This window comes from Pseudomonas viciae, from assembly GCF_004786035.1.
Lineage (GTDB): Bacteria > Pseudomonadota > Gammaproteobacteria > Pseudomonadales > Pseudomonadaceae > Aquipseudomonas > Aquipseudomonas viciae.
The window spans coordinates 3,144,209-3,166,806 of the sequence record NZ_CP035088.1 but is presented as its reverse complement, the minus strand read 5'-3'; the positions used below and the strand labels follow the sequence as shown (position 1 = coordinate 3,166,806).

Sequence of the window (22,598 nt, the reverse complement as noted above, 5' to 3'; positions counted from 1 at the left end):
CCTTGGAGCCGCACAGTAGCCTAGAAGTCGACGGTTGCGGACAACAGGTAGGTGCGCGGGGTCGCCAGCGTCAAGCCTGGCTCGCTGTCATCCGAGGCCCCGGCCGAACTCCAGTAGCGCTTGTCCGCCACGTTCTCGACATTGGCACGCAGGGTGATGTGCTTGTCGTCGACCTTGAACGCGTAGCGTGCCCCCACGTCAAAACGCTCCCAGGAGTCGATTTCCTTGGTGTTGGCCTGATCCAGGTACTGCGAGCTGGAATAGATGCCGCGGCTGGTGAGGGTCAGTCCTTGTACGGTCGGCACGTCCCATTCGGCCCCCAGGTTGACGTTGTATTTCGGTGTGGCGGGTGCGCGGTTGCCATCGAAATTGCCGTCGGTGGTGTTGGTCAATTTGCTGTCGATGTACATGACGCCACCGAGCAAACGGGTACCCTTGAACGGTTCACCGAACACACTCAGTTCCACACCGGTGTTTTCACGCTTGCCATTGGGGCCGAAAACCCGCGTCGTGGCGTTGGTCTCGTAGGCCGGCTGCTTGATCCGGAATACGGCGGCGGTAAAGGCGAACGGGCCCGCGTCATACTTGCCTCCGACTTCAACCGAACGGCTGATGAACGGTGGGAAGATCTCATCCTCGTTGTTCGACGTTGATGGCGCGATCTTGCCCTGGCTCAAGCCTTCCATGTAATTGGCATACAGCGACAGTTTGTCGGTGGCCTTGAACAGGATGCCGCCCGACGGCGAAACCTTTACCTCGTCGTAGGCGGTGCGGCCTTTGACGCCATTCGACCAGTCGTCAACCTCCACTCGCTGCCAGCGGGCGCCAAGGGTCAGTAGCAAGCGGTCATCGAAAAAGCCCAAGGTGTCCGACAACGCCACGCCGCTGAAATGGTTCTCGGTGTAGACCTTTGGATCTGACCGCGTGATAACGCTCGGCGTTGGTGTTTCCACCGGGTCATACAGGTTGCTGTCGGACTGACCGTAACGGGCGCCACCATTGGTGAAGTCCATGTAGAAATAGCTGGCGGCCAGGTTGACTTCGTGGCTGACCGGCCCGGTATGGAACCAGTTGCGCACCCCGGCATTGGCGGTCCGGACATTCTCGTCGCGGGTGAAATCACGGGGTTGAACGCGGAAATCCCCAGCCTCGTTGAGGACCGAAACGGCATGCCGGAGGAACTCATGATTACTTTTGCGCGCCCCGGCACCACCGTACAGCATGACGGAGTCGTTGACATCGAACTCAGCGTTTATCGCGCCGAAAGTGTCCTGGGTGCGCGCCTTGCTCCAGGACTGCGCATAGTTGCGATCCACATCGCTGGCACGAGGTACCGGCGCAGCGGCGGCGACCTGGACACGTTCTTGCGGCGCATCGGTATCACGTTCGGTGCGCCCGATGTCCGTCGAGATTCGCAAGCGCTCACCGCGAAAATCCAGGCCTAGCACGGCCATGTCACGGTCAACACTCTGGTGATCCCATTCTGTGTCGCCGGACTGCTTCACACCGTTGAAGCGGATACCGAACTTGTTCTCTTCACCAAAGCGCCGCCCCACATCCACGGCTCCGCCGAGCTGGTTGTTGGACGCATAGCTGCCGGTGAACGAGGTGATCGGTTTGTCCGTGGCGCGCTTGGGCACCACGTTGATCCCGCCGCCCACGCTACCCCGTGGCGAGATACCGTTGATGAGCTGGGTCGGGCCCTTGAGAATGTCGACGCGATCCGCCATCTCCATGTCGATCGTATAGGTGGGCAGGACGCCGTAGAGACCGTTGTAGGCGACATCACTGTTGAACAGGCTCAACCCGCGAATGGTGAACTGCTCATAACGCCCGCCAGCCGGATTGGTGGCGCGAACCGACGGGTCGCTGGCAATCAGGTCGCCCAAGGTACGCGCCTGCTGGTTCTTGACCGTCTGGCTGGTGTAGGTGGTCATGCTGAACGGCGTTTCCATGAAGTCGCGCGAGCCCAGCAGGCCTTGCGACCCGCGGCGTGCAACCTGGCCGCCGGCATACACCTCGTTTTCGGTCGAGGCTGTGGCGCCGAGAATCGATGTGGGGGCCAGTTGCAGGGAGCCGCGTTCTGGCGCGGGGGTCAGGATGTATGCCTGCTCGCCTACCGGCTGAAGTTGCAGGCCGGAGCCCTGCAACAGCCGGGCAAAACCCTCCTGCACCCCATACTCACCCGAAAGCCCGGCGCTGTTGCGCCCGCTCACCAGGGCCGGGTCCACCGACAGGTTGACGCCCGCCAGCCCGGCGAAGCGAGTCAGCGCCGCGCTGAGGCTGCCAGCCGGCACCTGATAGCTGCGTCGGGCCACTTCTTCGGCCTGGCTGGATGAGATGAAAAATGGACTGGTGCCCAGACTCAGAATGAGACTCAGGTTGAACAGCGCGCGGCAGCCGGCAACGGCTGGACGAAAACGCAAAGGTACTGCTGCGGACATTGGAAGGCGCTCTCATTTTTGTTCAGTTGCCATGAATGACAAGCGAGACAAAAAAAGGGGACAGGCTTCACGCAATATTCTTGCGCGGCGTTAACGTGACCCAGTAGCGGGTGCGCATTTGCACATCCAGCGGCAAGCTGGCCGAGAGCAGCGCGAGGATACGGTCGGTGTTTTCCAGCCGAAAGCTGCCGGTGACACGCAGGGATTCCAGGGCTTGGTCCCAGCGCAATACACCCGGGCGATAGCGACCCAGCTCGCGAAGAAAATCCCCCAGCGGTTGGTTATGTGCCACCAGCACCCCGTCGCGCCAATCCGGTTGCGCTCCGTCAAAGGCCCCCACCGGCCCCGCACCCGCCGCCTGGAGGCTGACTTGCTGGCCTTGCTCCAGCATCAGCGACGGCCCGCGCAACGGCTGCAGCTGCACCGAACCGCTAACCACCGAGACCCGACAGCGGTGTTCGCTCAAGCGCACGCAGACCTCACCGCGACTGACCGTGATGAGCCCATAAGGCGCTTGAACGGCCAATGGTGTGGTGCCTGTGACCTTGAGGGCCACCTCGCCCCGTACCAGTACCAACCGCCGGGCCTTGAGGTCCAGGTCCACGGCGCTGTCAGTGTTCAACTGCAGGGTGCTGCCATCGATCAACGACCACCGCCGTTGTTCGCCCGTGGCAGTGTGCAAGTCGGCACGCCAGACCTCCAATGGCAGCTCTCGCCCCAGCAGCCACGCGGCCGGCACCAATGCGGCGACGCCCAAGGCGCGCTTGAGCACCGCACGCCGGGCCATTGCCGGACGATCCAGGGTCGCCATGCCCAACGAGGGCGGCACCCCGGCGAATCGCTCGCGCAAGCGCAGCGCCTTTTGCCAGGCCGCTTCGTGGTCCGCGCTGCTATCGCGCCAGCGTTGCAGGGCGGCCGAGTCGAACGCGTCACCGTCGAACTCCATCAGCGTCAGCCAGCGCGCAGCCGCCCGGGCGGCTTCACGGGCTTCGGGCGATGGCGCCGGGCGCATCAAAAGTCTACCAACAGGCAGTGCTCGTAGGCCTGGGCCATGTAGCGCTTGATGGTGCGTTCGGACACCTGCATGCGCTCGGCTATCTCTCGATAGCCAAGGCCTTCGAGCTGGCTCCACAAAAAAGCCCGTCGCACCAGGGGCGGCAGGCCGTCGAGCAATTCGTCCAGGGCTTGCAGGGTTTCCAGCAGCAGCCAGCGCTGTTCCGGAGACGGCACACTGTCTTCGGGCAGGCTCGCCAGGGCATCGAGGTACGCCTGCTCCAGGTTGCGGCGGGTGTAGAAATTGCTCAGCAGACGCTTGCCGACCGTCAGCAGATAGGCGCGAGGCTCGTGCAAATCGGCCAGCGGTTGGGCGCTGGACAGAACGCGCAGAAACGTATCCTGACGCAGGTCCGCCGCATCCCAGGCATTGCCCATGCGCCGTCTCAACCAGCCTTCCAGCCAGCCGCCGTGGTCGCGGTACAACGCATGGAGGGAGTGCTCCGTCGGCGTAGCTGCGTCAAACATGTCAGGAAGCCTTGCGCAAAGAATGTCTCAAATGAGACTGATTCTAATTAATGTTCGCAGGCTAATCCAAGCTCTTTATGCAGGACCGTGAAAATACGCTGAAGGCCTATGGCTTTGGGAGAAGTCGCTGGGCTGCCAAGCAGCCCAGCGACAGCACCCTCGGCACAAGGCGCGGTATCAGTGACTGGCGTGCAATGCTTTCGGCACTTCGGGCATCGCCGATGAGTGATGGTTGATAATCTTCCACTGACCGTCGAGACGCTCATAGAGGAAGGTATAGCGCGCCTGGACATCACGTTTTGAACCATCGGCATTGGTGAGCGTGAAGGTATAGACTCCACTGTCCATCGCCGCGTCGGGCCCCAGATGACGGATCTCCCGGTAGTTGATCTGGCCGACCGGTTTAGCCGCCAAAAAGTGCTCGAAGTAATCCTGGATCTGCGCTGGCGTGTTGCGCACCTTGTTGGAAACAGTCGGTTGCAAAATTGCGTCCGGGGCGTAGAGGCTTGTCACCGCGCCGGCGCTGCCGGTTTGCAACGCGGCGTTCCAGCGATCGAACAGCGCAGCGACCTCACGGTCATTCACGTTCTTGGGCTGTTCGGCCACGGTGCGGTACACGTAAGGCGTGGCCTCGGCGGCATGAACCAACGGCGCGCCCAGCAGGAAAAAGGCAGCGATGGCACAGGTTTTCATTTTCATCAAAGCGTTCCTTTGGGTTTCAATGAGCCCACTTTGCCGGCCTTCGCGGTCTTCGCCATCGGCCAACCGGTGCGTATCGTCTATGCCATTCGGCAGATAGGCCCAGTGTCGATGGCAGGCTTTAATGACGCCACCGCGCCCCTTCACGCTGGAGTTTTCCTATGCAAAGCCCACCTCATGACCCCGGCAGCGCCCTGGCCATCCGCAGCCAGTATCGCCAGTCGCAAAGCCGTGCCGCGCGCCTTGGCCTGTTATTGGGCGCCGGCCATGAGCTGACTCAACTGCCATTGGCGCAGATGCGTCAACGCGCCGTGCAGCGGGCCTGCGCGTTCATGGCCATGGACCACGGCCTGTTGCTGGAATGGGCGCCAGATACGCCGCCGCGCACCGTCGCCAGCCACGGCAGCGGCGAACGCCTCGATCTGCTCGCCAGCCTGGCCCAGCCGCCCTCGCCCGGCCCGCAATGGCTGGAATATCCCGACAGCGCCCTGCCCCAGGTCCTGCGCGTCCCGCTGCGGGCCTCCGACGGCGCGGTGTTCGGTGCATTGATGCTGGGCAACAGCGTGGCGCTCGGCGCACCGGACAACGAAGACATCGAGTCGCTGCAATTGCTGGCGACCCTGTTGGCGGCGCACCTGGAGAACAGTCGTCTGCTCGAAGCGCTCCAGGCCCGTGAGCGCACCATGTCCGAGCTGGTCCATCGGTTGTTCAGCGCCCAGGAGGACGAACGCAAGCGCGTGGCTTACGACCTGCATGACGGGCTGGCGCAGAACCTGGCCGGGTTGCATCAGCGTTTGCAAGGGTTCGCTGGTCGCTGCCCATCCCTGGCTCCGGAACTCGCGAACGAGTTGCGCACGATTCTCGACCTGGCCCAAGGCTGCGTCGGCGAAGGCCGGCAACTGATCGGCGGCCTGCGCCCCCACGTGCTGGACGATTTCGGCCTGTACAAAGCCGTCGACAAGGAGGCCGATCGCCTGCGTGACGCGGGCCTGACGGTGCATTGGGCCGAACACAGCGCGGCTCGCCTGCCGGGCCACACGGAGATCGCCCTGTTTCGCATCGCACAGGAAGGTATCAACAACATTCTTAAACATGCCCAGGCCAGCCACGTGTGCCTGGGGCTTGCGGTGGAGGACGGCCACGCTTGCCTGCGAGTGGAAGACAACGGCCGTGGCTTTGCCCTGGAACAACCCATCGAGACCAACGGCACCTGCCACCTGGGGTTGGCCGCCATGCAGGAGCGCGCCAATCTCTTGGGCGGCCACCTGACCTGCTGCAGTCAACCCGACAACGGCACCCGATTACTCGCCAGCGTGCCGCTACCGGCCCACGGAGTCCACCCATGAACCGTCCTTTACGCCTGCTGTTGGCCGATGACCATGAAGTCACCCGCACCGGGTTTATCAGCATGCTGGCCGGCAACCCGGGGTTCGAAGTCGTCGGCCAGGCCAGCGATGGCCAGGAAGCCCTGGACCTGTGTGAACGGCTGCAACCGGACATCGCGATTCTCGACATCCGCATGCCGGTGCTCAACGGCCTGGGCGCGGCGCGGATCCTGCAGCAGCGCCAGCCTGCGATTAAAGTGGTGATCTTCACCATGGACGACAGCCCCGACCATCTGGAAGCCGCCATCGGTGCGGGCGCCGTCGGTTATCTGCTCAAGGATGCCAGCCGCGATGAAGTGCTGGACGCCCTCAAACGGGTGGCCCAGGGCGAAGAGGCGCTGAACAGTTCCGTTAGCGCGCGCCTGCTGCGGCGCATGGCCGAGCGCAGTGCCAGTGGCGCCACCCAGGTCCAGGCCCTGACAGCACGCGAGCGCCAGGTGCTGGGGCTGGTGGCCGGCGGTTTCAGCAACCGTGAAATCGGCGAAAAACTTGGCATCGCCCCCGGCACCGCCAAGGCCCACGTGGAACGAGTCATCGGCAAGCTGGGCGCCGCCGACCGCACCCAGGCCGCCGTGCGCGGCGTTGCCCTGGGGCTGGTGGCGCAACCTGCCGGGCAATGGCCATGAGGTTTCTCGCCGCCCGCCGCTGGGCCGACCTGCCATTGCGGGGCAAGGCACTGGTGGTGATTTCCCTGCCGCTGGTGGTCCTGTTGCTGTCGCTGGTACTGATTTACATCACCGAACGCCAGACCGCGCGGGCCGAGGAGGACGTGCGGCGGGTGCTGCTGGTCCAGGGTGATATCCAGACGGTGCATACCCTGCTGGCCGAGGCCGCGGCCAGCGTGCGCGGTTACCTGCTGACCCGCCGTGAAGACTTCCTGCCCAGCTACGAGCAGGCCACACCGCTGATCAAGGCCGCGTTGCAACGACTGGACCAGAACATCCGCGACGCCAGGATGCGCGAGCACCTCAAGACCATCACCCCGCTGATCGCCGACAAACTCGACGGGTTGGTCGCGTTGCGCAACGGCAAGGCCGGGGACACCGAGGCCATCACCGCGATCCTGATCGAAAACAAACAAGTATTGGATGTGTTGCGCGAGCAGATCAGTGCCATGCGGGTCCGCGAGGATGCCTTGCTCGCCGACCGCAGCGCCGCCGCCTCGGCCACGCGCATGCGGTTGTTGTTCGCCACCCTGTTGGCGGCGGTGTGCGGGCTGTTCGGGGCGATTGTCGCAGTGCTGTTCCTGTCCAAGGGCATTGTCGCCCGGGTCCAGCAGGTGCAAGGCAACGCCCAGCGCCTGGCATTGGGCCAACCCCTGCTGCCGCAACCGCCGGAGCAAGACGAAATCGGCCAACTGGGCACTCGCCTGGTGGAGGCCGGGCAACTGCTTGCCGAGCGTGAGCGGGCGCTGCGCGATAATGAAGAGCGCTTGCGGCTGATCATTGACGGGGTGAAGGACTACGGGATCTTCGCCCTGGATGCCCAAGGCTATGTCACCACTTGGAACGCCGGCGCCGAACGGATCAAGGGCTACACCGAGCAGGAAATCCTCGGTCGGCATTTTTCCCTGTTCTACCTGGTCGAAGAATGCCCGGCGCACCCGGACATGGCCCTGCGCGAAGCCACCCGCGACGGTCATTACATGGAGGAAGGCTGGCGTTGCCGCAAGGACGGCAGCCGTTTCTGGGCCAGCGTGGTCATCACCGCCCAATACGACAGTACCGGCGCCCTGCGCGGCTTTTCCAAGATCACCCGCGACATCACCGACCGACGCGCCGCCGAGATCGCCCTGCGCACCGCCCGCGAAGAAGCGGAAAGCGCCAGCCGGGCCAAGAGTGAGTTTCTCTCGCGCATGAGTCACGAACTGCGCACGCCGCTGAACGCCATCCTCGGCTTTGCACAACTGCTGGACATGGACTCCACGGCAGGCCAGCGCCCCCAAGTCAGTCACATCCTGCGTGCCGGCCAGCACCTCCTGGCATTGATCAACGAGGTGTTGGACATCGCCCGGATCGAGGCCGGGCGCCTGCCGCTGAACATCGAGCCGATCGCCCTGTCGACGGTGTTGCACGAAGCCCTGACGCTGGTGTCACCCATGGCGGCCGATGCCGGGATTCATCTGGCCGACCTGCCGCCACTACCCGATGGCAGCGGTGTGCTCGCCGATCGTCAGCGTCTGGTGCAGGTCTTGCTCAACCTGTTGTCCAACGCCATCAAATACAACCGGCCCGGTGGTGAAGTACGCATTGAAGTGACGATACAGGCCCGACAAGTGAGCATCGCCGTCAGCGATACCGGCCATGGAATCGCTCTCGAACAGTTGGATCACCTGTTCAAGCCCTTCGAGCGCCTGGACGCCGATCCCCAGGTCGAAGGCACTGGCCTTGGGCTGTCCTTGAGCAAGAGTCTGCTGGAAATGATGCAGGGCAGCCTCCAGGTACACAGCGAGCCGGGACAAGGTTGCTGTTTCACCCTGCAGTTGCCTGGCACCCTGGTGTCCGGCGCCCATCTGCCACCCATCGCGGCACTGACGGTGACGCGCCCGCCCGTCGAGTATCACGGCAAAGTCCTGTGCATCGAAGACAACCTGTCGAGCCTGGCGCTGATCGAGACCCTGATGCAGCGCCGCCCCGGCATTCAGCTGTTGTCGAGCATGCAGGGCCAGATGGGCCTGGACCTGGCCCGCCAGCACGCTCCGCAGTTGATCCTGCTGGATGTAACCCTGCCGGACCTGGATGGCCTGGAGGTGTTGCGGCGCCTGCGCCACTCCCCGGCCACCGCGTCGACGCCGGTGCTGATGATCACCGCCGACGCCAGCGACCTGACTCACCGCACCCTGCACGACGCCGGCGCCACGGCGATCCTGACCAAACCCATTCATATCCAGGCCTTTTTGGGCCACCTCGAGCACTATTTACCGGAGCCCGCATGAATCGCGATTTACGCATCCTGATCGTCGACGATCAGCGCCCCAACCTGGACCTGATGGAGCAACTGCTGGCCCGCGAAGGGCTGCACAATGTGCTGAGCAGCACCGAGCCCCTGCGCACCCTCGACTTGTTCAACAGCTTCGAGCCGGACCTGGTCATCCTGGACTTGCACATGCCGGCGTTCGATGGCTTCGCCGTGCTGGAACAACTCAACCGGCGCATCCCGGCCAACGACTACTTGCCGATCCTGGTACTGACCGCCGACGCCACCCGTGACACCCGCCTGCGCGCCCTGGCCCTCGGCGCCCGGGACTTCATCAGCAAACCCCTGGATGCGCTGGAAACCATGCTGCGCATCTGGAACCTGCTGGAGACCCGAGCGCTGTACAAGGCGTTGCGCGACTTGATCCCCTCCCAGCAGATCGAACTGTTGCGTCAGCATCGGCCAACTGTCGATCCGGTCTAGAAGCGAACCATACCCTCGCCACAAAGTTGAGCCTGTATCAATTCGCCTGCCATATCACCCGTGGCGAGGGAGCTTGCTCCCTCGCCACTGGGGGATCCTGTATCGGCTCGGTTTTTTATTTGATCCGGTAGTGAAAGGTGTTGCGCACCGCCGGCACGGTCACGGCCTTGCCTTCGACGATACGCGGTTGGTAGCGGAAGGTCTGTGCTGCGGCCAGGGATGGTCGGATGAACAGCGGATGGCAACCGTCGAGCACTTTGGGGCTGGCGATCCTTCCGTCCGGCGTCACGCTGTACTCCACGGTGCAGTCACCTTCCAGGCCCTTGTCCAGAGCTCGTTGTGGATAGTCCGGGGCCTCTTTGCTCAGGGGTTGATAGCTGCGACTGTCGGCGGCAGCCAGGCGTGCCTGTTCGGCGCGACGTTGTTGTGCGAGCGCTTGGGCCTGCTGAGCCTGTTGCTGTCGCTCGGCGGCCTGCTGCTCGGCTTGCTGCTCGCGTCGTTCGCTCTCCTGGCGTTCACGTTGCTGTTGGGCTTGTTGCTCGCGCTTTTGATCCTCCAGCCGTTTGCGGGCCAGGACCGCCTGTTCCAGCTTTTGCGCCTGGGCACGCGGATCCGCTACAGGCTTGACTGGCGCGGGGCGTGGCGTTTCTACCGGCGTCGGGATGGAAACGACCGGTGGCAGGGCAACAGGGGCTGGCACAGGGGCTTCGGGCACTGGTGACGCCGGCAACATCACCAGTTGCGTGTGCAGCACCCGAGGCAACTCGGCCGCCGGCTTCTCCACGTTCCAGGCCAACACCAGCAGCGCAGCCACCCCGACATGCAAGGCCACGGCGAGCCCGGCCGCAAGGCTGTTTTTCCAAACGCCGTTGCGCGTCAAGGCAGACAAGCTCAGGGATGGACTGTGCATGATCATCGCCGTCATCGGGGGGCCTCGGTCACCAACCCCAGGTTGCTCACCCCGCCCTGCTGCAAGGCGGCCATGGCCGCGACGACCCGACCGTAGTCGGCATGATCGTCGGCACGAATGTACACCTGGGTATCGCTACGTTCGGCGACGACCTGAGCCACCTTGATGCGCATCTGGTCCAGGTCCACGGCACTGTCGGTCTGGTGCTGGGTGTCCAGTTCACCACCGAGGTTCCAGTAATAGCCGCCCTCGGCCTTCACCGACAGGGTCAGGATCTGCTGGCGACTGTCGTTGGCCAATGCCTCGCTGGCGACCTTGGGCAGTTCGATCTTCACCCCCTGGGTCAGCATCGGTGCGGTGACCATGAAAATCACCAGCAGGACCAGCATCACGTCGATGTAAGGCACCACGTTCATTTCAGCCTTGGGTCCGTGCTTGCGTTGCGGTTTGACTAGCATCTGCCCTCTCCTTTCAAGCGGCCGTGGCCAGGTTCACCGAGGCACCGTGCAGCTTGCGGTGCAAACGGGCCTGCAACTCGTTGCCAAAGGCGTAGTAGCGGGTCAGCAAGGTCTGGCCGCGGGCAGCGAAACGGTTATAGGCAATCACCGCGGGAATCGCTGCGAACAGGCCAATGGCCGTGGCGATCAACGCTTCAGCGATGCCCGGCGCCACGGTGGAAAGGCTGGCCTGTTGTACTTGGGACAGGCCGATAAAAGCATTCATGATGCCCCAGACAGTGCCGAACAAACCGATGTACGGGCTGACCGAGCCGACGGTGGCGAGAAACTGCAGGCCTTTTTCCAACTGTATTTCTTGTTCGCTGATCGCCACCTGCAGCGAACGCTCGACGCCTTCGAGCACCACTTCCGGTGTGCTTGAGGGTTGGTTGAGCTGAGTGAAGGCCAGCACGCCCGCCTGGAAAATCGGTGTTATGCCACCCTCCTCTTCGCGAGCCTGCGCCGTTTCCCGGTACAGCGGCAGCAGATCCTGGGCGCTACGAAAGCGCTGCATGAACCCCTTGAGCTGCCGCTCGTTGCGTTGCAGCACGGCGCCGCGCTGGATGATCAGGTACCAGCTCAGCAGTGAGGCCAGCAACAGCGTGAGCATGACCGCCTTGACCAGCAGACTCGCGTCACTGATCAGGCCCCAGATCGTCATGTGTTCCAAAGTGGCTTGCATGGGTAGAACTCCTGTCTGGCGGCTATTCGATGAAATGTTCGTGACCGGTTGATGACAACGTCGCTCAAGGCAGGCCCAAGGCTTTTGCTACGTCGGTCCAGGGCACGAACTTGAAATTCTGGGCCTGCTCGGGCATCCGCTTGCGCCCGTCCTGGACCACCAGCATCCCCTGGTTCCAAGGCCCGCCAAGGTTCACCGAGGTGACTTCCAGGCCATCGGTTTCCGAGGCACCGTCGATGCCCGCAGCAGCGTTCAGACCGACCCGAAAAGCGCCACGCACGGCGTAGGGCGGTTCGGCATCGAGCACCAGGTAGCTGTCGTTGCCTTGGCTGGAGACCACCAGGTAATCGTGGTCAGCCCCCTGATACAGGGCGATACCTTCGACATCAGCGTGCAACTGCGGGCCAACCTTGATCACGCCGCTCAATGTCGTTGGCTGGTCGGCCCGGGCATCCACCGCCCAGACGCCGACGTCTTCCTCGCCGAGAAACAAGCGCTGGCGCCGGTCATCGGCGACACAGCCTTCGGGCTGGCTATCGACGCTGAACTGGCGCACCAGCTTGCCTTTCACCACGCCGTCCGGCGCACTGAGGCGGTATTGCAAATAGCGCCCGTCCTTGCCGTTGGCAAACGCATACAGTTCACCTGCGTGGGGCTGGAACAGGCAGATGCCGTAGATTTCCTTGAGCGGCGTAGGGATCTCGCCGACCTCGCGCAATTGGCCACTGGTACGGTCAATGCTGAACAGACTCAGGCTGTTGCGATCGCGGTTGCTGGCGACCGCGAGATCGACGGTTTGCGCACCCAGCTTGAAGCCACCGCGCACATCGACGTTGTTCAGGCGCCCCACCGCAAGCTCCTGCAGCAGCTTGCCTTGCAGGTCATAGCTCAGCAGCCCCTGTTTCTTGTTGGTGCCCAGTACCCGGCTCAACGCCGGCGTCGTCGGATGGACCCAGATCGCCGGGTCATCCGCCGCGTCGCCCTGGCGAGCCACCGGTTCGCTCTGGCCGATAGCGGCAACACTGGGCAGGACCGGCGACACCGGCACCGGAGCGGGTTGCCAATCGACTTCACCTTGGTACAGGCGCCCACTGTCATCGTCGCGCAGCAACACTTCGGTCCCGGTTTTTGTCGAGCGTACCGCGATGCTTTCCGGCTCCTTCAGGCCCGGCAGCGGCAGGCTGGCCCTTGACGCCCAGCCTTCGCTGTCCTGCTGATAAAGATGCAACTGCGCAGCTTCAGGGTCCAACCCCAGCAAGCCACCCGGCAACACGGCCATGGCCCCCGCCGCTTGCCGGATGTCGCCGAACGGTATGCGCATCGCCACGGGCACCCGCACGGTCTCGGCCTCGGAGGATGCCGGATAGACCCACCAGCCCACCCGCTCTTCGTTGACGAACAACTGGTGGGTGTCGTCCTGCACCTGGCAGGTCTTGGCGTCCGGTGGCAACGGCAGGCCGCGCACCCGTTGCGCGGTGCCGCTCAGATGCTCGCCATTGCCGACCAGCCATTGCTCGCCCTTGCCTTCCTCACCCACCAGAAACACAAACAGATTGCTCGCGTCATCGCGGTACAGACACAGGCCGCTTACCGGAAAATCCCGTGTCGGCAGATACAGAGGGGTTCCCCACTGGCGCTTCTGCGGGTCGAGGCTGACCAGCAACGCCTGCTGACGTGCGCCATCGAGGCTGGCGACCAGGACATTCGGCCCCAGGGAGCGGCTGTCGAGACCTTCATAGCTGCCCTCCAGGCGCGCCAGTTCAAGGCCTTGGGCATCGAGCAACAACAAGCCCTCGCGGGCGCTGGCCAGCCGCTCGGTCGTTGACGGGCCAGGCAGGAATGCCAGGGCGTTGAGCGAGAGTTCCTGGGATGGAGACCAGGGTTTCAGTATTAGCTTGGGAGCCGCGGGAGCCGCCAGGGCGGGGACCGCCGCCAGGCTGACCAGCATCGCCAGCAGGTAGCGCTTGGGTAAAAGCAACATCGTGTTCAACGCAAAAGTCCTTGTCATTAGGCCAAACTCAAACGGGCTTGTTGCTCACTTCCGTGGCGAGGGCGTTCATCCCCGTGGGAGCAAAGCTTGCTCCCACAGTTGAATCTCCTCGCCAGAAGTGGTCAGCCTCGCAATCTAGAAATGGGTAAAGGTCAGGCCTAGCTTGTAGGTCGGGCCATACTCTTCGTACTGGCCGTTGTAGGAGCGGTGGCCGGTGTAGACGAAATACGACTCGTCAGTGAGGTTCTGGGCCTCCAGGCTGACCTGCAGGTTTTTCGTCAGCGAATAACGGGCGCTGAAATCGACGAAGGTCTGGGCGTCGACGTGCAGGTCATGGGCACGGTCGCTGATAGACGCCAGTTCATAGAGGTAAGCCGACTTGTAGTTGGCCGACAGGCGCAGGCTCAGCTTGTCGTTTTCCCAACCCAGCATCAGGTTGCCGACGGTGTTCGATTGGTTTGGCAGGTCGATGCTGCGTTTGCGCTGGGTGCCACTGGCCTGGTCGAAGCCTTCGATCTCGGCATCCGAACGGCTGAAGGTGGTGTTGGCCCCCAACAGCACGCCGTTCCAGGGGGCCGGCAGCCAGTCGAATTTTTGCGAGTAGGCCAACTCCAGGCCATAGAGCTTGGCGCTGTCGCCGTTGGCGTAGCTGTGGGCTTCGGCAAAGTCGGTCCAGGCGCCAGTGCCCGCCAGGTCGGTGTTGTAGACGAAGTTCTTGATGTCCTTGTAGAACACGAAAGCCGAAACAGTGCCGGCATGGCCCATGAAGTGTTCGATACCCAAATCCAGGTTGCTCGACTCCAGCGGCTTGAGTTCCGGGTTGCCGAAGGTCGCCTCGTCATCGTCGATGACAAAACCCGGCGCCAGTTGGCCGAAGGTCGGGCGCACCACGGATTTGGTCCAGGCCGCTCGGACCTGGGTGTTCTTGTCCAGTTGGTAGCGTGCATGCAGGCCTGGCAGCCAGTGGTGGTACTTGCGACGGGTCTCGGTGTCAGTGAACACGCCGTCAGTAGCACCGGTGCCCTTGGCGTCGAATTCAGTGCCTTCGTAGCGCATGCCGGCGATGAAGCGCCAATCGTCGACATCGACGGTGTTCATCAGGTACGCGGCGTTGATGTCCTCGCTCATTTTGAAGTCGTTGACCCGGGACTCCTGTTCGTCAAAAAAATCATCGCGATTGAGGCCGCCGAGCAACTGTTTGATGGCATCGGCGCTGATGCCCGGGCCGAAGCGTCCGAGCCGATAATCAACGTTACCTTTCTGGAATTGCCCGAGGTTGAGCTGGTCATCGGTGAAACCCAGGTCATCAAAATCTTCGTAGACCCAAGCGTTGAGGTCATTGTCCTTATCACGTCGGCTGACTTTGCCACCGAATTTGACTTGGGACGCATAGCCGCGCAAGTCGTAGTCTCGGGCCAGGTCCAGGCGCAGGTTTTTCTCGGTGTCGGTGGTCTTCTGCTCCTCCCAATCCACCTTGTCGAGGGTGAAGTTGGCGGGGTCATAGAACCCCGAGCCAATGATCGGCCGCGGCTTGTCGTTGTCGTAGAAACCGCCGTTGAAACCGTCGATGCCTTCGAAAGTGGCACCAGCGATGTGGCCGGGGCTGTCTTCGCTGGACTGGCTGTAGCCGCCCTGGCCACTCAGGGTCCAGAGCCCGAACATCCGTTCGCCACCGAGTACGTAGGATTGGATTTCCTGGGTTTCTTCACGTTGCTTGAGCTTGCGCTCACCCTCCGCGTCCCCCAACTCACCCGCCGCTTGTGGGTCTTCAAAGGCGATGCTGGCGGCGTTGCGGGTTTCGCTGTCCTTGTAGCGGCTGTACAGCGTGCGCAGGTAATAGCTGCTGAAGTCATCGGGCTTGTAGTCGAAGTTCAACCCGCCACCGGCACGCTCGCGGCGGATGTCGTAATCACGCTGTTCGAACTCTTCGAGGCGTGAGCCTTGCTCGAAATTCCAGGCGCCGCCGGTTTCAACGTTGTCCGAGCCAAAGTCGCGCTTCTGCCAGCTCAGCGCCGCGGCCACGCCGAAATTGTCGATACCGTCGCCAAGGCTGAAGCGGTCGCTGATGGCGCCGGAGAATTTCGGGCTGGTCTGGCCGGTGTTCTTGTCATAGCTGGCTTCACTGCTGCCGGTGTAGAACAGACCCTTGTGGTCGAAGGCCGAGAGGCTTTTCACGTCCACCGTGCCGCCCAGGGAGTTGGCGTCCATGTCCGGCGTCAGGGTCTTGATCACCGACAACGACTGCACCAGCTCCGAAGGCAGCACATCCAGGGCAACCGCCCGACGTTCACTTTCCGGGGCCGGCACCAGGGTACCGTTGATGGTCACGCTATTGAGGTCCGGCCCCAGGCCGCGCACGCTGACAAAACGGCCTTCACCCTGATCGCGCTCGACGCTGACACCGGGCAGGCGTTGCACTGCTTCTGCGACGTTTTCGTCCGGCAATTGCGCCACGCCGTCGGCATGCACCACGCTCTTGATCGTGTCGGCGCTGCGTTGTTCCTTGAGGGCCTGGTCGATGCTGGCGGCCTGGCCAACCACTTCGACGTGTTCAGTGCTCGCCTGCTCGGCGGCGCTCAGCCGCTCACTGGCAATGGCCATCGCCAATGCGGTGAACGTGAAACCGACGAACCCGGCAGTGCTGGTGCGGTGGTGCATGGTGGTCCTCCCCAGGAATCCGAACATCCGCCAGGCAATGGCCCGGCAACTGGGAGGGCACGCTAGGGGTGGCGAATGACGGTTCTGTGACAGGGTTTGGCTGGAGGGGGTGAAATGCGCTGATTTGAGGGGGTTGGCAGATCAAAATGAGCTGAAATGACCCACGGAAATAGAGATCGAACATCTTCCGTGGCGAGGGAGCTTGCTCCCGCTCGACTGCGCAGCAGGCGCGGATCGGAGAATGCGGTTTGTCTGTCGGAACCGTGGCGCCAGGTTTTGGGGGCGCTGCGCACCCCAGCGGGAGCAAGCTCCCTCGCCACGGTATGCGTGTTGACCAAGAAGAATCCAGTTCAAGCGATGAGCTGATTCGACCTCCCCCGGCTATTCGCCTGTCGTCACCGCACTGTCACATCCATCTGCTGTGCTGGGCCGCATTCCGCTTCTGGCAAAGGATTCCGGCCATGTTCTCCGTGCTGCGCCCGCACCGCCTCAAACTCGCCCTGCTCCTGCTGGCGGCCAACCTCGGGTTGATCCTGCACTTGGCCAGCGGTGAGCTCAAACCCGTCGCGCAGTGGGTCTGGCTGGATATTCTCGGTGAAGGCGGATCCGCGTTGCTGGCGCTGGTCTGGCTCGGCCTGGTACTTAAAAGCCGCCCGGCCGGGCGGGTGACCAATTACCTGATCCTGGGCCTGGGTTGCATCTTCTTTTCCTGGTGGATCGACAGCCTCGACGAATTCATTCGCTTGCCCGACAGCATCACCTGGGATCACTGGCTCGAATCCGGGCCGATGCCGGTGGGCATGATCCTGCTGACCCTCGGCATTTATCATTGGCACCGGGAACAGTTGGCAATCAACGGGCAGATGGAGAAGCGCGAGCGGTTGTTCCGCGAACACCGCTTGTTCGACAAACTCACGCCGTTGGGGGGCGCGGATTTTCTCAAGCATGAGCTGTCCGCCAGCCTGGAGGACAGTCGGCGCCGCCAACAGCCACTGTCGCTGCTGGCCCTGGATCTGGATAACTTTACCGCCATCAACCAGCGTTTTGGCCATGGCGAGGGCGATGCGGTGTTGCAAGCCGTCAGCCAGTTGCTGGTGTTGAACCTGCGTCGCCAGGATCTGCTTTGCCGCCTGGCCGGAGATCGTTTTGTGGTGCTGTTGCCCGACACTGGCGAGAGCCAGGCCCAGCGCCTGGCCCTGGAGCTGGAGATCGCGGTTCGCAGCCTGGCCCACAAGACCCGACAGCACGGCGAGCGCTTGCAACTGGTCGCCAGCACGGCGGTGGTGATGGCGTTCGACGAGTCTCCCGAGGCCCTGCTCAAACGACTCAACCTGGCATTGGCCCAGTCCCGGACCACGCTGGCGAAAAGCGCCTGAGGCCGTTCCATGACACTCAAGACCTGCGGATACGAAACCGACAGTCGCTTCATCCCGGGGCACTATCAGCCCGCCGCGCTGATCGACCTGGCGCTGTCGCGGGACATCGACAGCCATCGCCTGCTGCGCGGCACCGGGCTGTTTCACGAGGATATCCTGGCCGGACAGAGCCGTATCAGCCCGCAGCAGTTTCTCGGCCTGATCGACAACAGCCGGCGCCTGCTGGATGCCAGCGACAGCAGTTTCCTGCTCGGCCAACGATTGCTACCGGGGCATTACGGGCCGGCCAGCCATGCCTTGCGCCATGCGCAGAATCTGCATCAGGCCCTGGAAACGCTGATTGAGCAGCAGGCGCTGCTCAGTCCACTGGCCGCGCCGCGCCTGCTGCTAGACGAGCACTATGCCTATGTCCATTGGCTGGACAGTTGCGGAGCCGATGAACAGTGGCGCTTTGTGCTGGAAGCGAGCATGACCTCGATGGTCGCGATGAGTGCCTGGCTGAGTGGCGAACGCCTGCCCTGGCAGTGCAGCTTTCGCCACCGTGAGCCACGTTACGTCGAGCAATATTGGGTGCACCTGGGTGAACATACGCTGTTCGACCGGCCGCTGGACCTGATGCGCCTGCCCCGCCATTGCCTCGCCCAGCCCTGGCCTGACGTGTCTGCCACCGCTGGCCAGGTGGCGCGGATCCAAGCCCGGGAACAGCTTGATCAACTGGGCTTTGCCTCAAGCTTTCTGGATTGCGTCTACGACTACCTGCACGCCCATGTGCAGCAGACGCCAAGCCTGGAACAGACCGCCCAGGCCTTCGCCATGAGCCCGGCGACCCTCAAGCGCAAGCTGCACAAACACCACACCGGGTTCCAGCAACAGGTGGACCGGGTACACACCCATGTGGCGTTGTACTTGTATCAGGTCAAGGGGTTCAGCAACGAGGAAGTGGCGCAGTACTTGCGCTTCAACGACACGGCGAACTTCCGGCGCTCGTTCAAGCGCTGGACCGGCAGTACGCCGAATCTGATCCGGCAGTTGTTGGCGTTGGGTTGAGATTTGTCGCGGCTCAAGAAACGCTTAGGGCGCAACACTGTTGTGGCGAGGGAGCTTGCTCCCTCGCCACGAGAGCCGTTTTTTTTCGAACACAGCGCGGAGTCAGTGCCCGCGGATGTAGTGCTCCAACTGCCGAATCAAATCCGCCTGCTCGACAATCGCCTCTTTCACCAGATCACCAATGGACAACAAGCCAATCAACTGCCCGTTATCCAGCACCGGCAAATGCCGCAGGTGGCTGTCGGTCATGACTTCCATGCAACGATCAATGCTTTGCTGGCTGTCGGCAGTGATCACTGGCGCGCTCATGATCGTGCGCACCGCCGTGCCCACCGAGGAGCGTCCTTGCAGCACCATCTTGCGCGCGTAATCGCGCTCGCTGAACACGCCCACCACTTGACCGTCTTCGATCACCGGCAGCGCGCCGACGTTTTTCTCGGCCATGATTTGCAGCGCTTCGAGCACCGTCTGTTCCGGGGCGATGCTGTGGACCTGCTGGTTCTGCACACTTTTGAGTTTCACCAGTTGAGCGGCGGTTTTCATTGTTAATCCCCAACTTCAGTTAAAGGCGATACCAACCAAACAACAAGACTTGAGCCAGGCGTCACAGGATTGTGTTTGCTTCAGTCTTCGCCAATCTCAACCACATCGCCATTCAAGCGCACCGGCCACACCCGCAGCCGCTGCTCCGGATATTCCAGGCAATGGCCGTCTTCCAGGCGGAAATGCTGTTTGTACATCGGCGAGGCAATCACCAGATCCCCCTTGATGCTGCCCAATAAGCCGCGGCCGATGACGTTCGCACCGGACTTGGGGTCGCGGTTGTCGATGGCGTACAACGGCTTGTCCTGATGCTCGGGCAGGTACAGCAACGCCACCTGGCTGCCGTCGTGCCAGGCGACCACGCCGGAATTGGGCACCAGGTCCTCGCGGCTGCACAGGGCTCGCCATTGGGCCGGTTCCTGGTCCGCAGCGCGGGTGGGGATACGAACGACGTTTGACTGGCTCATCAGAGCACCTCCTCGGTAACGGGAATCAGATGAAGTTCACCGGCGTGAACGGGCCGGCGCTGGCCACGTTCGCGGACGAAATGAACGTCCGGATCGCCGCGTTTGTCGTTGACGAAGGTGCGGAAACGCTTGAGCTTTTCCGGATCCTTGAGGGCGTTGGCCCATTCGCATTCGTAGCGATCGACCACCAGTTGCATCTGGGCTTCGAGCTCGGCGCCCAAGCCCAGGCTATCGTTGATGATCACGTCCTTGAGGTAGTCCAGGCCGCCTTCCAGGCTTTCGCGCCAGACCGAGGTCCGTTGCAACTTGTCGGCGGTGCGGATGTAGAACATCAGGAAGCGGTCGATGTAGCGGATCAGGGTCTCGTCATCCAGGTCGGTGGCGAACAATTCGGCGTGCCGCGGGCGCATGCCGCCGTTGCCGGCCACGTAGAGGTTCCAGCCCTTCTCGGTGGCGATCACACCGACGTCCTTGCTCTGGGCCTCGGCGCACTCGCGGGTGCAACCGGACACCGCGAACTTGAGCTTGTGCGGCGAGCGCAGGCCTTTGTAGCGATCCTCAATGGTCAGGGCCATCTGCACGCTGTCCTGCACGCCGTAGCGGCACCAGGTGCTGCCCACGCAGGATTTCACCGTGCGCGTGGATTTGCCGTAGGCATGCCCGGTTTCGAAACCGGCTTCGATCAGCTCCGCCCAGATGTCCGGCAACTGGTGCAACTGGGCGCCGAACAGGTCGATGCGCTGGCCGCCGGTGATCTTGGTGTAGAGGTCGTATTTCTTGGCGACCACGCCGATGGCGATCAGTTTGTCGGCGGTGATTTCCCCACCGGCGATACGCGGCACCACCGAGTAGGTGCCGTTTTTCTGCATGTTCGCCATGAAGGTGTCATTGGTGTCCTGCAACGCCACCAGGGACGGGTCCATGATCGGCTGGTTCCAGCACGACGCCAGGATCGAGCCCACCGCCGGTTTGCACAGGTCACAACCAGTGTGACCACGACCGTGCTTGGCCAGCAGCTCTTCGAAGCTGATGATCCCTTCCACCCGCACCAGGGCGTAAAGCTCCTGGCGGGTGTAGGCGAAGTGTTCGCACAGGCTCTTGTCGACGCTGACGCCACGGGCGATCAGTTCGTGTTCGAAGACCTGCTTGACCAGGGCTGCGCAACCACCGCAACCGGTACCGGCCTTGGTGTCGCATTTAAGTTGGCCCAGATCGGTGCAGCCGCCGTCGATGGCCGAGCAGATCGAGCCTTTGGTGACGTTGTGGCACGAGCAGATAGTCGCGGTTTCGGGCAATGCCGCAGGGCCCAGGGTCGGGGCGCCTTCGGACGAGGGCAGGATCAGGCTGGCAGCCTCCTTGGGCAAGGCGATGCCGTTCTGCATGTATTGCAGCAAGGTGTCGTAGTAGCTGTTGTCGCCCACCAGCACCGCGCCGATCACACGCTTGCCGTCGGCATCCACCACCAGTCGCCGGTAGCTGGCGCTGGTTTCGTCGATGAACTGGAAGCTGCGCGAACCCGGCGTGTTGCCGTGGGCGTCGCCGATGGAGCCAACGTCCACACCGAGCAACTTGAGCTTGGTGGACATGTCGGCACCGGTGAAGGCTTCACCGTGTTCGCCGCACAGGCGCGCCGCGACGTTGCGGGCCATCTGGTAACCCGGGGCGACCAAGCCGAAAATGCTGCCGTTCCAGGCCGCGCATTCGCCGATGGCGTAGATATCCGGGTCGCTGCTCAGGCAATGGTCATCGATGACCACGCCCCCACGCGGGCCGATTTGCAGGTCGCTCTGGCGAGCCAGGGCGTCCTGGGCACGGATACCGGCGGAGAACACGATCAGGTCGGTTTCCAGGAAATCGTCGTCGGCGAAGTTCATCCGATAGCGGTATTGCTCACCGGCGCTGATGGACTGGGTGCCCTTGGACAGGTGCACGCCAACGCCCAATTTCTCGATGCGCGCCTTGAGGGCCAAACCGCCCTGGGTGTCCAACTGCACCGGCATCAGCCGCGGAGCGAATTCCACCACGTGGGCTTCCAGGCCGAGGGTCTTCAGCGCGTTGGCCGCTTCCAGGCCCAACAGGCCACCCCCGACCACCACGCCACGGCGGGCATTGCTGGAAGCGGCGCGGATGGCATCCAGATCTTCGAGGGTGCGATAGACCAGGCAAGAATCACCTTCGGCGCCTTCGATGGGCGGCACGAACGGGTAGGAACCGGTGGCGAGTACCAGTTTGTCGTAGTGAATGCGCTCCTGAGCGGTCACGACCTGATGCGCGTCACGGTCGATTTCCAGGACCGGTACGCCCAGGTGCAACGTGACGCCAGGCGTTTGGTACAACGAAGCTTCGCCCAGGGCCAGGGACTCGGCGTCACGGCCGGAGAAATACTCGGACAGATGCACGCGGTCATAGGCGCGCATCGGCTCTTCGCTGAACACGTGCAGGCGGTAATGATTGAGGGCACCGCGCTCGATCAGTTGTTCGACGCAGTGATGGCCGACCATGCCATTGCCGATCACGATCAGCGTTTGCAGCTTGTTCAGAGAAGCAACGTTGGTATTCATAAAAAGCACCCGACAAAAGCCCATCACGATTTTGAAAGCAAAAAAAAAGACGCCTGAAACCTTGCGGTTCCAGGCGTCTTTGCCTGTTCTGTGCGGTATCGGCCCGGCGACTACGCCCTGACCTACCGTGACTCCCCGGCCTGCTGGCGCTCGATCTTCGTTGACCGACGGGGCTGCCCACTCAATTGTGTTCGCGGTGGACCTGGATAGCCTCTTGCAGCGAGCGTGCCAAGCTTCCCCAACACTCTGACTCCACTACCTCGCTGGCGCCTGAAATCCCTGTGGGAGCGGGCTTGCTCGCGAAGGCGTCCGCTCAGCCAGGCACATAAACTTGCCCCGACATCCAGCTTCCAAGCGCTGGCGATTGCCTTCCCATGGTGCGACCCACCGCCCACCGGCTTCATAAAAGTGCAGCTTTG

18 protein-coding genes are annotated in these 22,598 nt (G+C 62.7%); 6 read left to right on the top strand and 12 right to left on the bottom strand.

Annotation, left to right across the window (positions count from 1 at the left end; genetic code table 11):
* Positions 1-20: 20 nt before the first annotated feature.
* From EPZ47_RS14425 to EPZ47_RS14410, 4 genes are all read right to left on the bottom strand, one after another.
* Positions 21-2,444, bottom strand: a complete 2,424-nt coding sequence (locus EPZ47_RS14425) for a TonB-dependent receptor (RefSeq protein WP_135845404.1) — start codon at positions 2,442-2,444, stop codon at positions 21-23.
* 67 nt (positions 2,445-2,511) lie between these two features.
* Entirely contained in the window at positions 2,512-3,456 is a 945-nt protein-coding gene (locus tag EPZ47_RS14420) for a FecR domain-containing protein (protein ID WP_135845403.1), read from the bottom strand.
* Entirely contained in the window at positions 3,456-3,965 is a 510-nt protein-coding gene (locus EPZ47_RS14415) for a sigma-70 family RNA polymerase sigma factor (RefSeq protein WP_135845402.1), read from the bottom strand. The genes EPZ47_RS14420 and EPZ47_RS14415 overlap by 1 nt, the downstream gene beginning before the upstream one ends.
* Before the next feature lie 177 nt (positions 3,966-4,142).
* Positions 4,143-4,664, bottom strand: a complete 522-nt coding sequence (locus EPZ47_RS14410) for an SgcJ/EcaC family oxidoreductase (protein ID WP_135845401.1) — start codon at positions 4,662-4,664, stop codon at positions 4,143-4,145.
* Positions 4,665-4,825: 161 nt separating this feature from the next.
* Between EPZ47_RS14410 and EPZ47_RS14405 the strand changes: the two genes are divergently transcribed.
* The 4 genes from EPZ47_RS14405 to EPZ47_RS14390 are packed head-to-tail and all read left to right on the top strand — an operon-like array spanning position 4,826 to position 9,448.
* Entirely contained in the window at positions 4,826-6,010 is a 1,185-nt protein-coding gene (locus EPZ47_RS14405) for a sensor histidine kinase (RefSeq protein WP_135845400.1), read from the top strand.
* Positions 6,007-6,675, top strand: coding sequence for a response regulator (locus EPZ47_RS14400; RefSeq protein WP_135845399.1), 669 nt, complete (start codon positions 6,007-6,009; stop codon positions 6,673-6,675). The genes EPZ47_RS14405 and EPZ47_RS14400 overlap by 4 nt, the downstream gene beginning before the upstream one ends.
* Positions 6,672-8,984: an ATP-binding protein gene (locus EPZ47_RS14395; RefSeq protein ID WP_135845398.1), complete on the top strand. Its 2,313-nt coding sequence runs from the start codon at positions 6,672-6,674 to the stop codon at positions 8,982-8,984. The genes EPZ47_RS14400 and EPZ47_RS14395 overlap by 4 nt, the downstream gene beginning before the upstream one ends.
* On the top strand, positions 8,981-9,448 hold the full coding sequence (locus EPZ47_RS14390; RefSeq protein WP_135845397.1) for a response regulator: 468 nt from the start codon (positions 8,981-8,983) through the stop codon (positions 9,446-9,448). Before EPZ47_RS14395 ends, EPZ47_RS14390 begins: the two co-directional genes overlap by 4 nt.
* 115 nt (positions 9,449-9,563) lie before the next feature.
* Here the strand turns inward: EPZ47_RS14390 and EPZ47_RS14385 are convergent, their stop codons facing one another.
* The 5 genes from EPZ47_RS14385 to EPZ47_RS14365 form a co-directional block, all read right to left on the bottom strand.
* Positions 9,564-10,373, bottom strand: coding sequence for an energy transducer TonB (locus EPZ47_RS14385; protein ID WP_135845396.1), 810 nt, complete (start codon positions 10,371-10,373; stop codon positions 9,564-9,566).
* The gene (gene tolR, locus EPZ47_RS14380) at positions 10,370-10,816 is read right to left on the bottom strand and encodes a protein TolR (RefSeq protein ID WP_135845395.1); all 447 of its coding nucleotides are present in this window, start codon (positions 10,814-10,816) and stop codon (positions 10,370-10,372) included. The genes EPZ47_RS14385 and tolR overlap by 4 nt, the downstream gene beginning before the upstream one ends.
* Before the next feature lie 13 nt (positions 10,817-10,829).
* Positions 10,830-11,537: a protein TolQ gene (gene tolQ, locus EPZ47_RS14375; RefSeq protein ID WP_135845394.1), complete on the bottom strand. Its 708-nt coding sequence runs from the start codon at positions 11,535-11,537 to the stop codon at positions 10,830-10,832.
* 64 nt (positions 11,538-11,601) lie between these two features.
* Positions 11,602-13,518, bottom strand: a complete 1,917-nt coding sequence (locus EPZ47_RS14370) for a phytase (protein ID WP_420825050.1) — start codon at positions 13,516-13,518, stop codon at positions 11,602-11,604.
* A 144-nt stretch (positions 13,519-13,662) separates the two neighbouring features.
* A complete protein-coding gene (locus EPZ47_RS14365; protein ID WP_135845392.1) occupies positions 13,663-16,185 on the bottom strand; it encodes a TonB-dependent receptor in 2,523 nt (840 codons plus the stop codon).
* 461 nt (positions 16,186-16,646) lie between these two features.
* On the opposite strand from EPZ47_RS14365, the gene EPZ47_RS14360 reads away from it, so the two are divergent.
* Positions 16,647-17,561, top strand: coding sequence for a GGDEF domain-containing protein (locus EPZ47_RS14360; RefSeq protein WP_135845391.1), 915 nt, complete (start codon positions 16,647-16,649; stop codon positions 17,559-17,561).
* Between the two features lie 9 nt (positions 17,562-17,570).
* Entirely contained in the window at positions 17,571-18,608 is a 1,038-nt protein-coding gene (locus EPZ47_RS14355) for an AraC family transcriptional regulator (RefSeq protein WP_135845390.1), read from the top strand.
* A gap of 102 nt (positions 18,609-18,710) precedes the next feature.
* Here EPZ47_RS14355 and EPZ47_RS14350 read toward each other — a convergent pair whose 3' ends face one another.
* From EPZ47_RS14350 to nirB, 3 genes are all read right to left on the bottom strand, one after another.
* Positions 18,711-19,151, bottom strand: coding sequence for a CBS domain-containing protein (locus EPZ47_RS14350; protein WP_135845389.1), 441 nt, complete (start codon positions 19,149-19,151; stop codon positions 18,711-18,713).
* An 80-nt stretch (positions 19,152-19,231) separates the two neighbouring features.
* Positions 19,232-19,618, bottom strand: coding sequence for a nitrite reductase small subunit NirD (gene nirD, locus EPZ47_RS14345; RefSeq protein WP_135845388.1), 387 nt, complete (start codon positions 19,616-19,618; stop codon positions 19,232-19,234).
* Positions 19,618-22,179, bottom strand: a complete 2,562-nt coding sequence (gene nirB, locus EPZ47_RS14340) for a nitrite reductase large subunit NirB (RefSeq protein WP_135845387.1) — start codon at positions 22,177-22,179, stop codon at positions 19,618-19,620. The genes nirD and nirB overlap by 1 nt, the downstream gene beginning before the upstream one ends.
* Positions 22,180-22,598: the final 419 nt, after the last annotated feature.

Excerpts from the sequence above, each read along its gene's own strand:
- EPZ47_RS14360 (WP_135845391.1), top strand. The coding sequence starts at position 16,647 with ATGTTCTCCGTGCTGCGCCCGCACCGCCTCAAACTCGCCCTGCTCCTG.
- EPZ47_RS14395 (WP_135845398.1), top strand. The coding sequence starts at position 6,672 with ATGAGGTTTCTCGCCGCCCGCCGCTGGGCCGACCTGCCATTGCGGGGC.
- EPZ47_RS14355 (WP_135845390.1), top strand. The coding sequence starts at position 17,571 with ATGACACTCAAGACCTGCGGATACGAAACCGACAGTCGCTTCATCCCG.
- tolQ (WP_135845394.1), bottom strand. The coding sequence starts at position 11,537 with ATGCAAGCCACTTTGGAACACATGACGATCTGGGGCCTGATCAGTGAC.
- EPZ47_RS14410 (WP_135845401.1), bottom strand. The coding sequence starts at position 4,664 with ATGAAAATGAAAACCTGTGCCATCGCTGCCTTTTTCCTGCTGGGCGCG.
- EPZ47_RS14385 (WP_135845396.1), bottom strand. The coding sequence starts at position 10,373 with ATGACGGCGATGATCATGCACAGTCCATCCCTGAGCTTGTCTGCCTTG.
- EPZ47_RS14400 (WP_135845399.1), top strand. The coding sequence starts at position 6,007 with ATGAACCGTCCTTTACGCCTGCTGTTGGCCGATGACCATGAAGTCACC.
- nirB (WP_135845387.1), bottom strand. The coding sequence starts at position 22,179 with ATGAATACCAACGTTGCTTCTCTGAACAAGCTGCAAACGCTGATCGTG.
- EPZ47_RS14365 (WP_135845392.1), bottom strand. The coding sequence starts at position 16,185 with ATGCACCACCGCACCAGCACTGCCGGGTTCGTCGGTTTCACGTTCACC.
- EPZ47_RS14370 (WP_420825050.1), bottom strand. The coding sequence starts at position 13,518 with ATGTTGCTTTTACCCAAGCGCTACCTGCTGGCGATGCTGGTCAGCCTG.
- EPZ47_RS14390 (WP_135845397.1), top strand. The coding sequence starts at position 8,981 with ATGAATCGCGATTTACGCATCCTGATCGTCGACGATCAGCGCCCCAAC.
- EPZ47_RS14415 (WP_135845402.1), bottom strand. The coding sequence starts at position 3,965 with ATGTTTGACGCAGCTACGCCGACGGAGCACTCCCTCCATGCGTTGTAC.
- EPZ47_RS14350 (WP_135845389.1), bottom strand. The coding sequence starts at position 19,151 with ATGAAAACCGCCGCTCAACTGGTGAAACTCAAAAGTGTGCAGAACCAG.
- EPZ47_RS14425 (WP_135845404.1), bottom strand. The coding sequence starts at position 2,444 with ATGTCCGCAGCAGTACCTTTGCGTTTTCGTCCAGCCGTTGCCGGCTGC.
- EPZ47_RS14405 (WP_135845400.1), top strand. The coding sequence starts at position 4,826 with ATGCAAAGCCCACCTCATGACCCCGGCAGCGCCCTGGCCATCCGCAGC.
- tolR (WP_135845395.1), bottom strand. The coding sequence starts at position 10,816 with ATGCTAGTCAAACCGCAACGCAAGCACGGACCCAAGGCTGAAATGAAC.
- nirD (WP_135845388.1), bottom strand. The coding sequence starts at position 19,618 with ATGAGCCAGTCAAACGTCGTTCGTATCCCCACCCGCGCTGCGGACCAG.
- EPZ47_RS14420 (WP_135845403.1), bottom strand. The coding sequence starts at position 3,456 with ATGCGCCCGGCGCCATCGCCCGAAGCCCGTGAAGCCGCCCGGGCGGCT.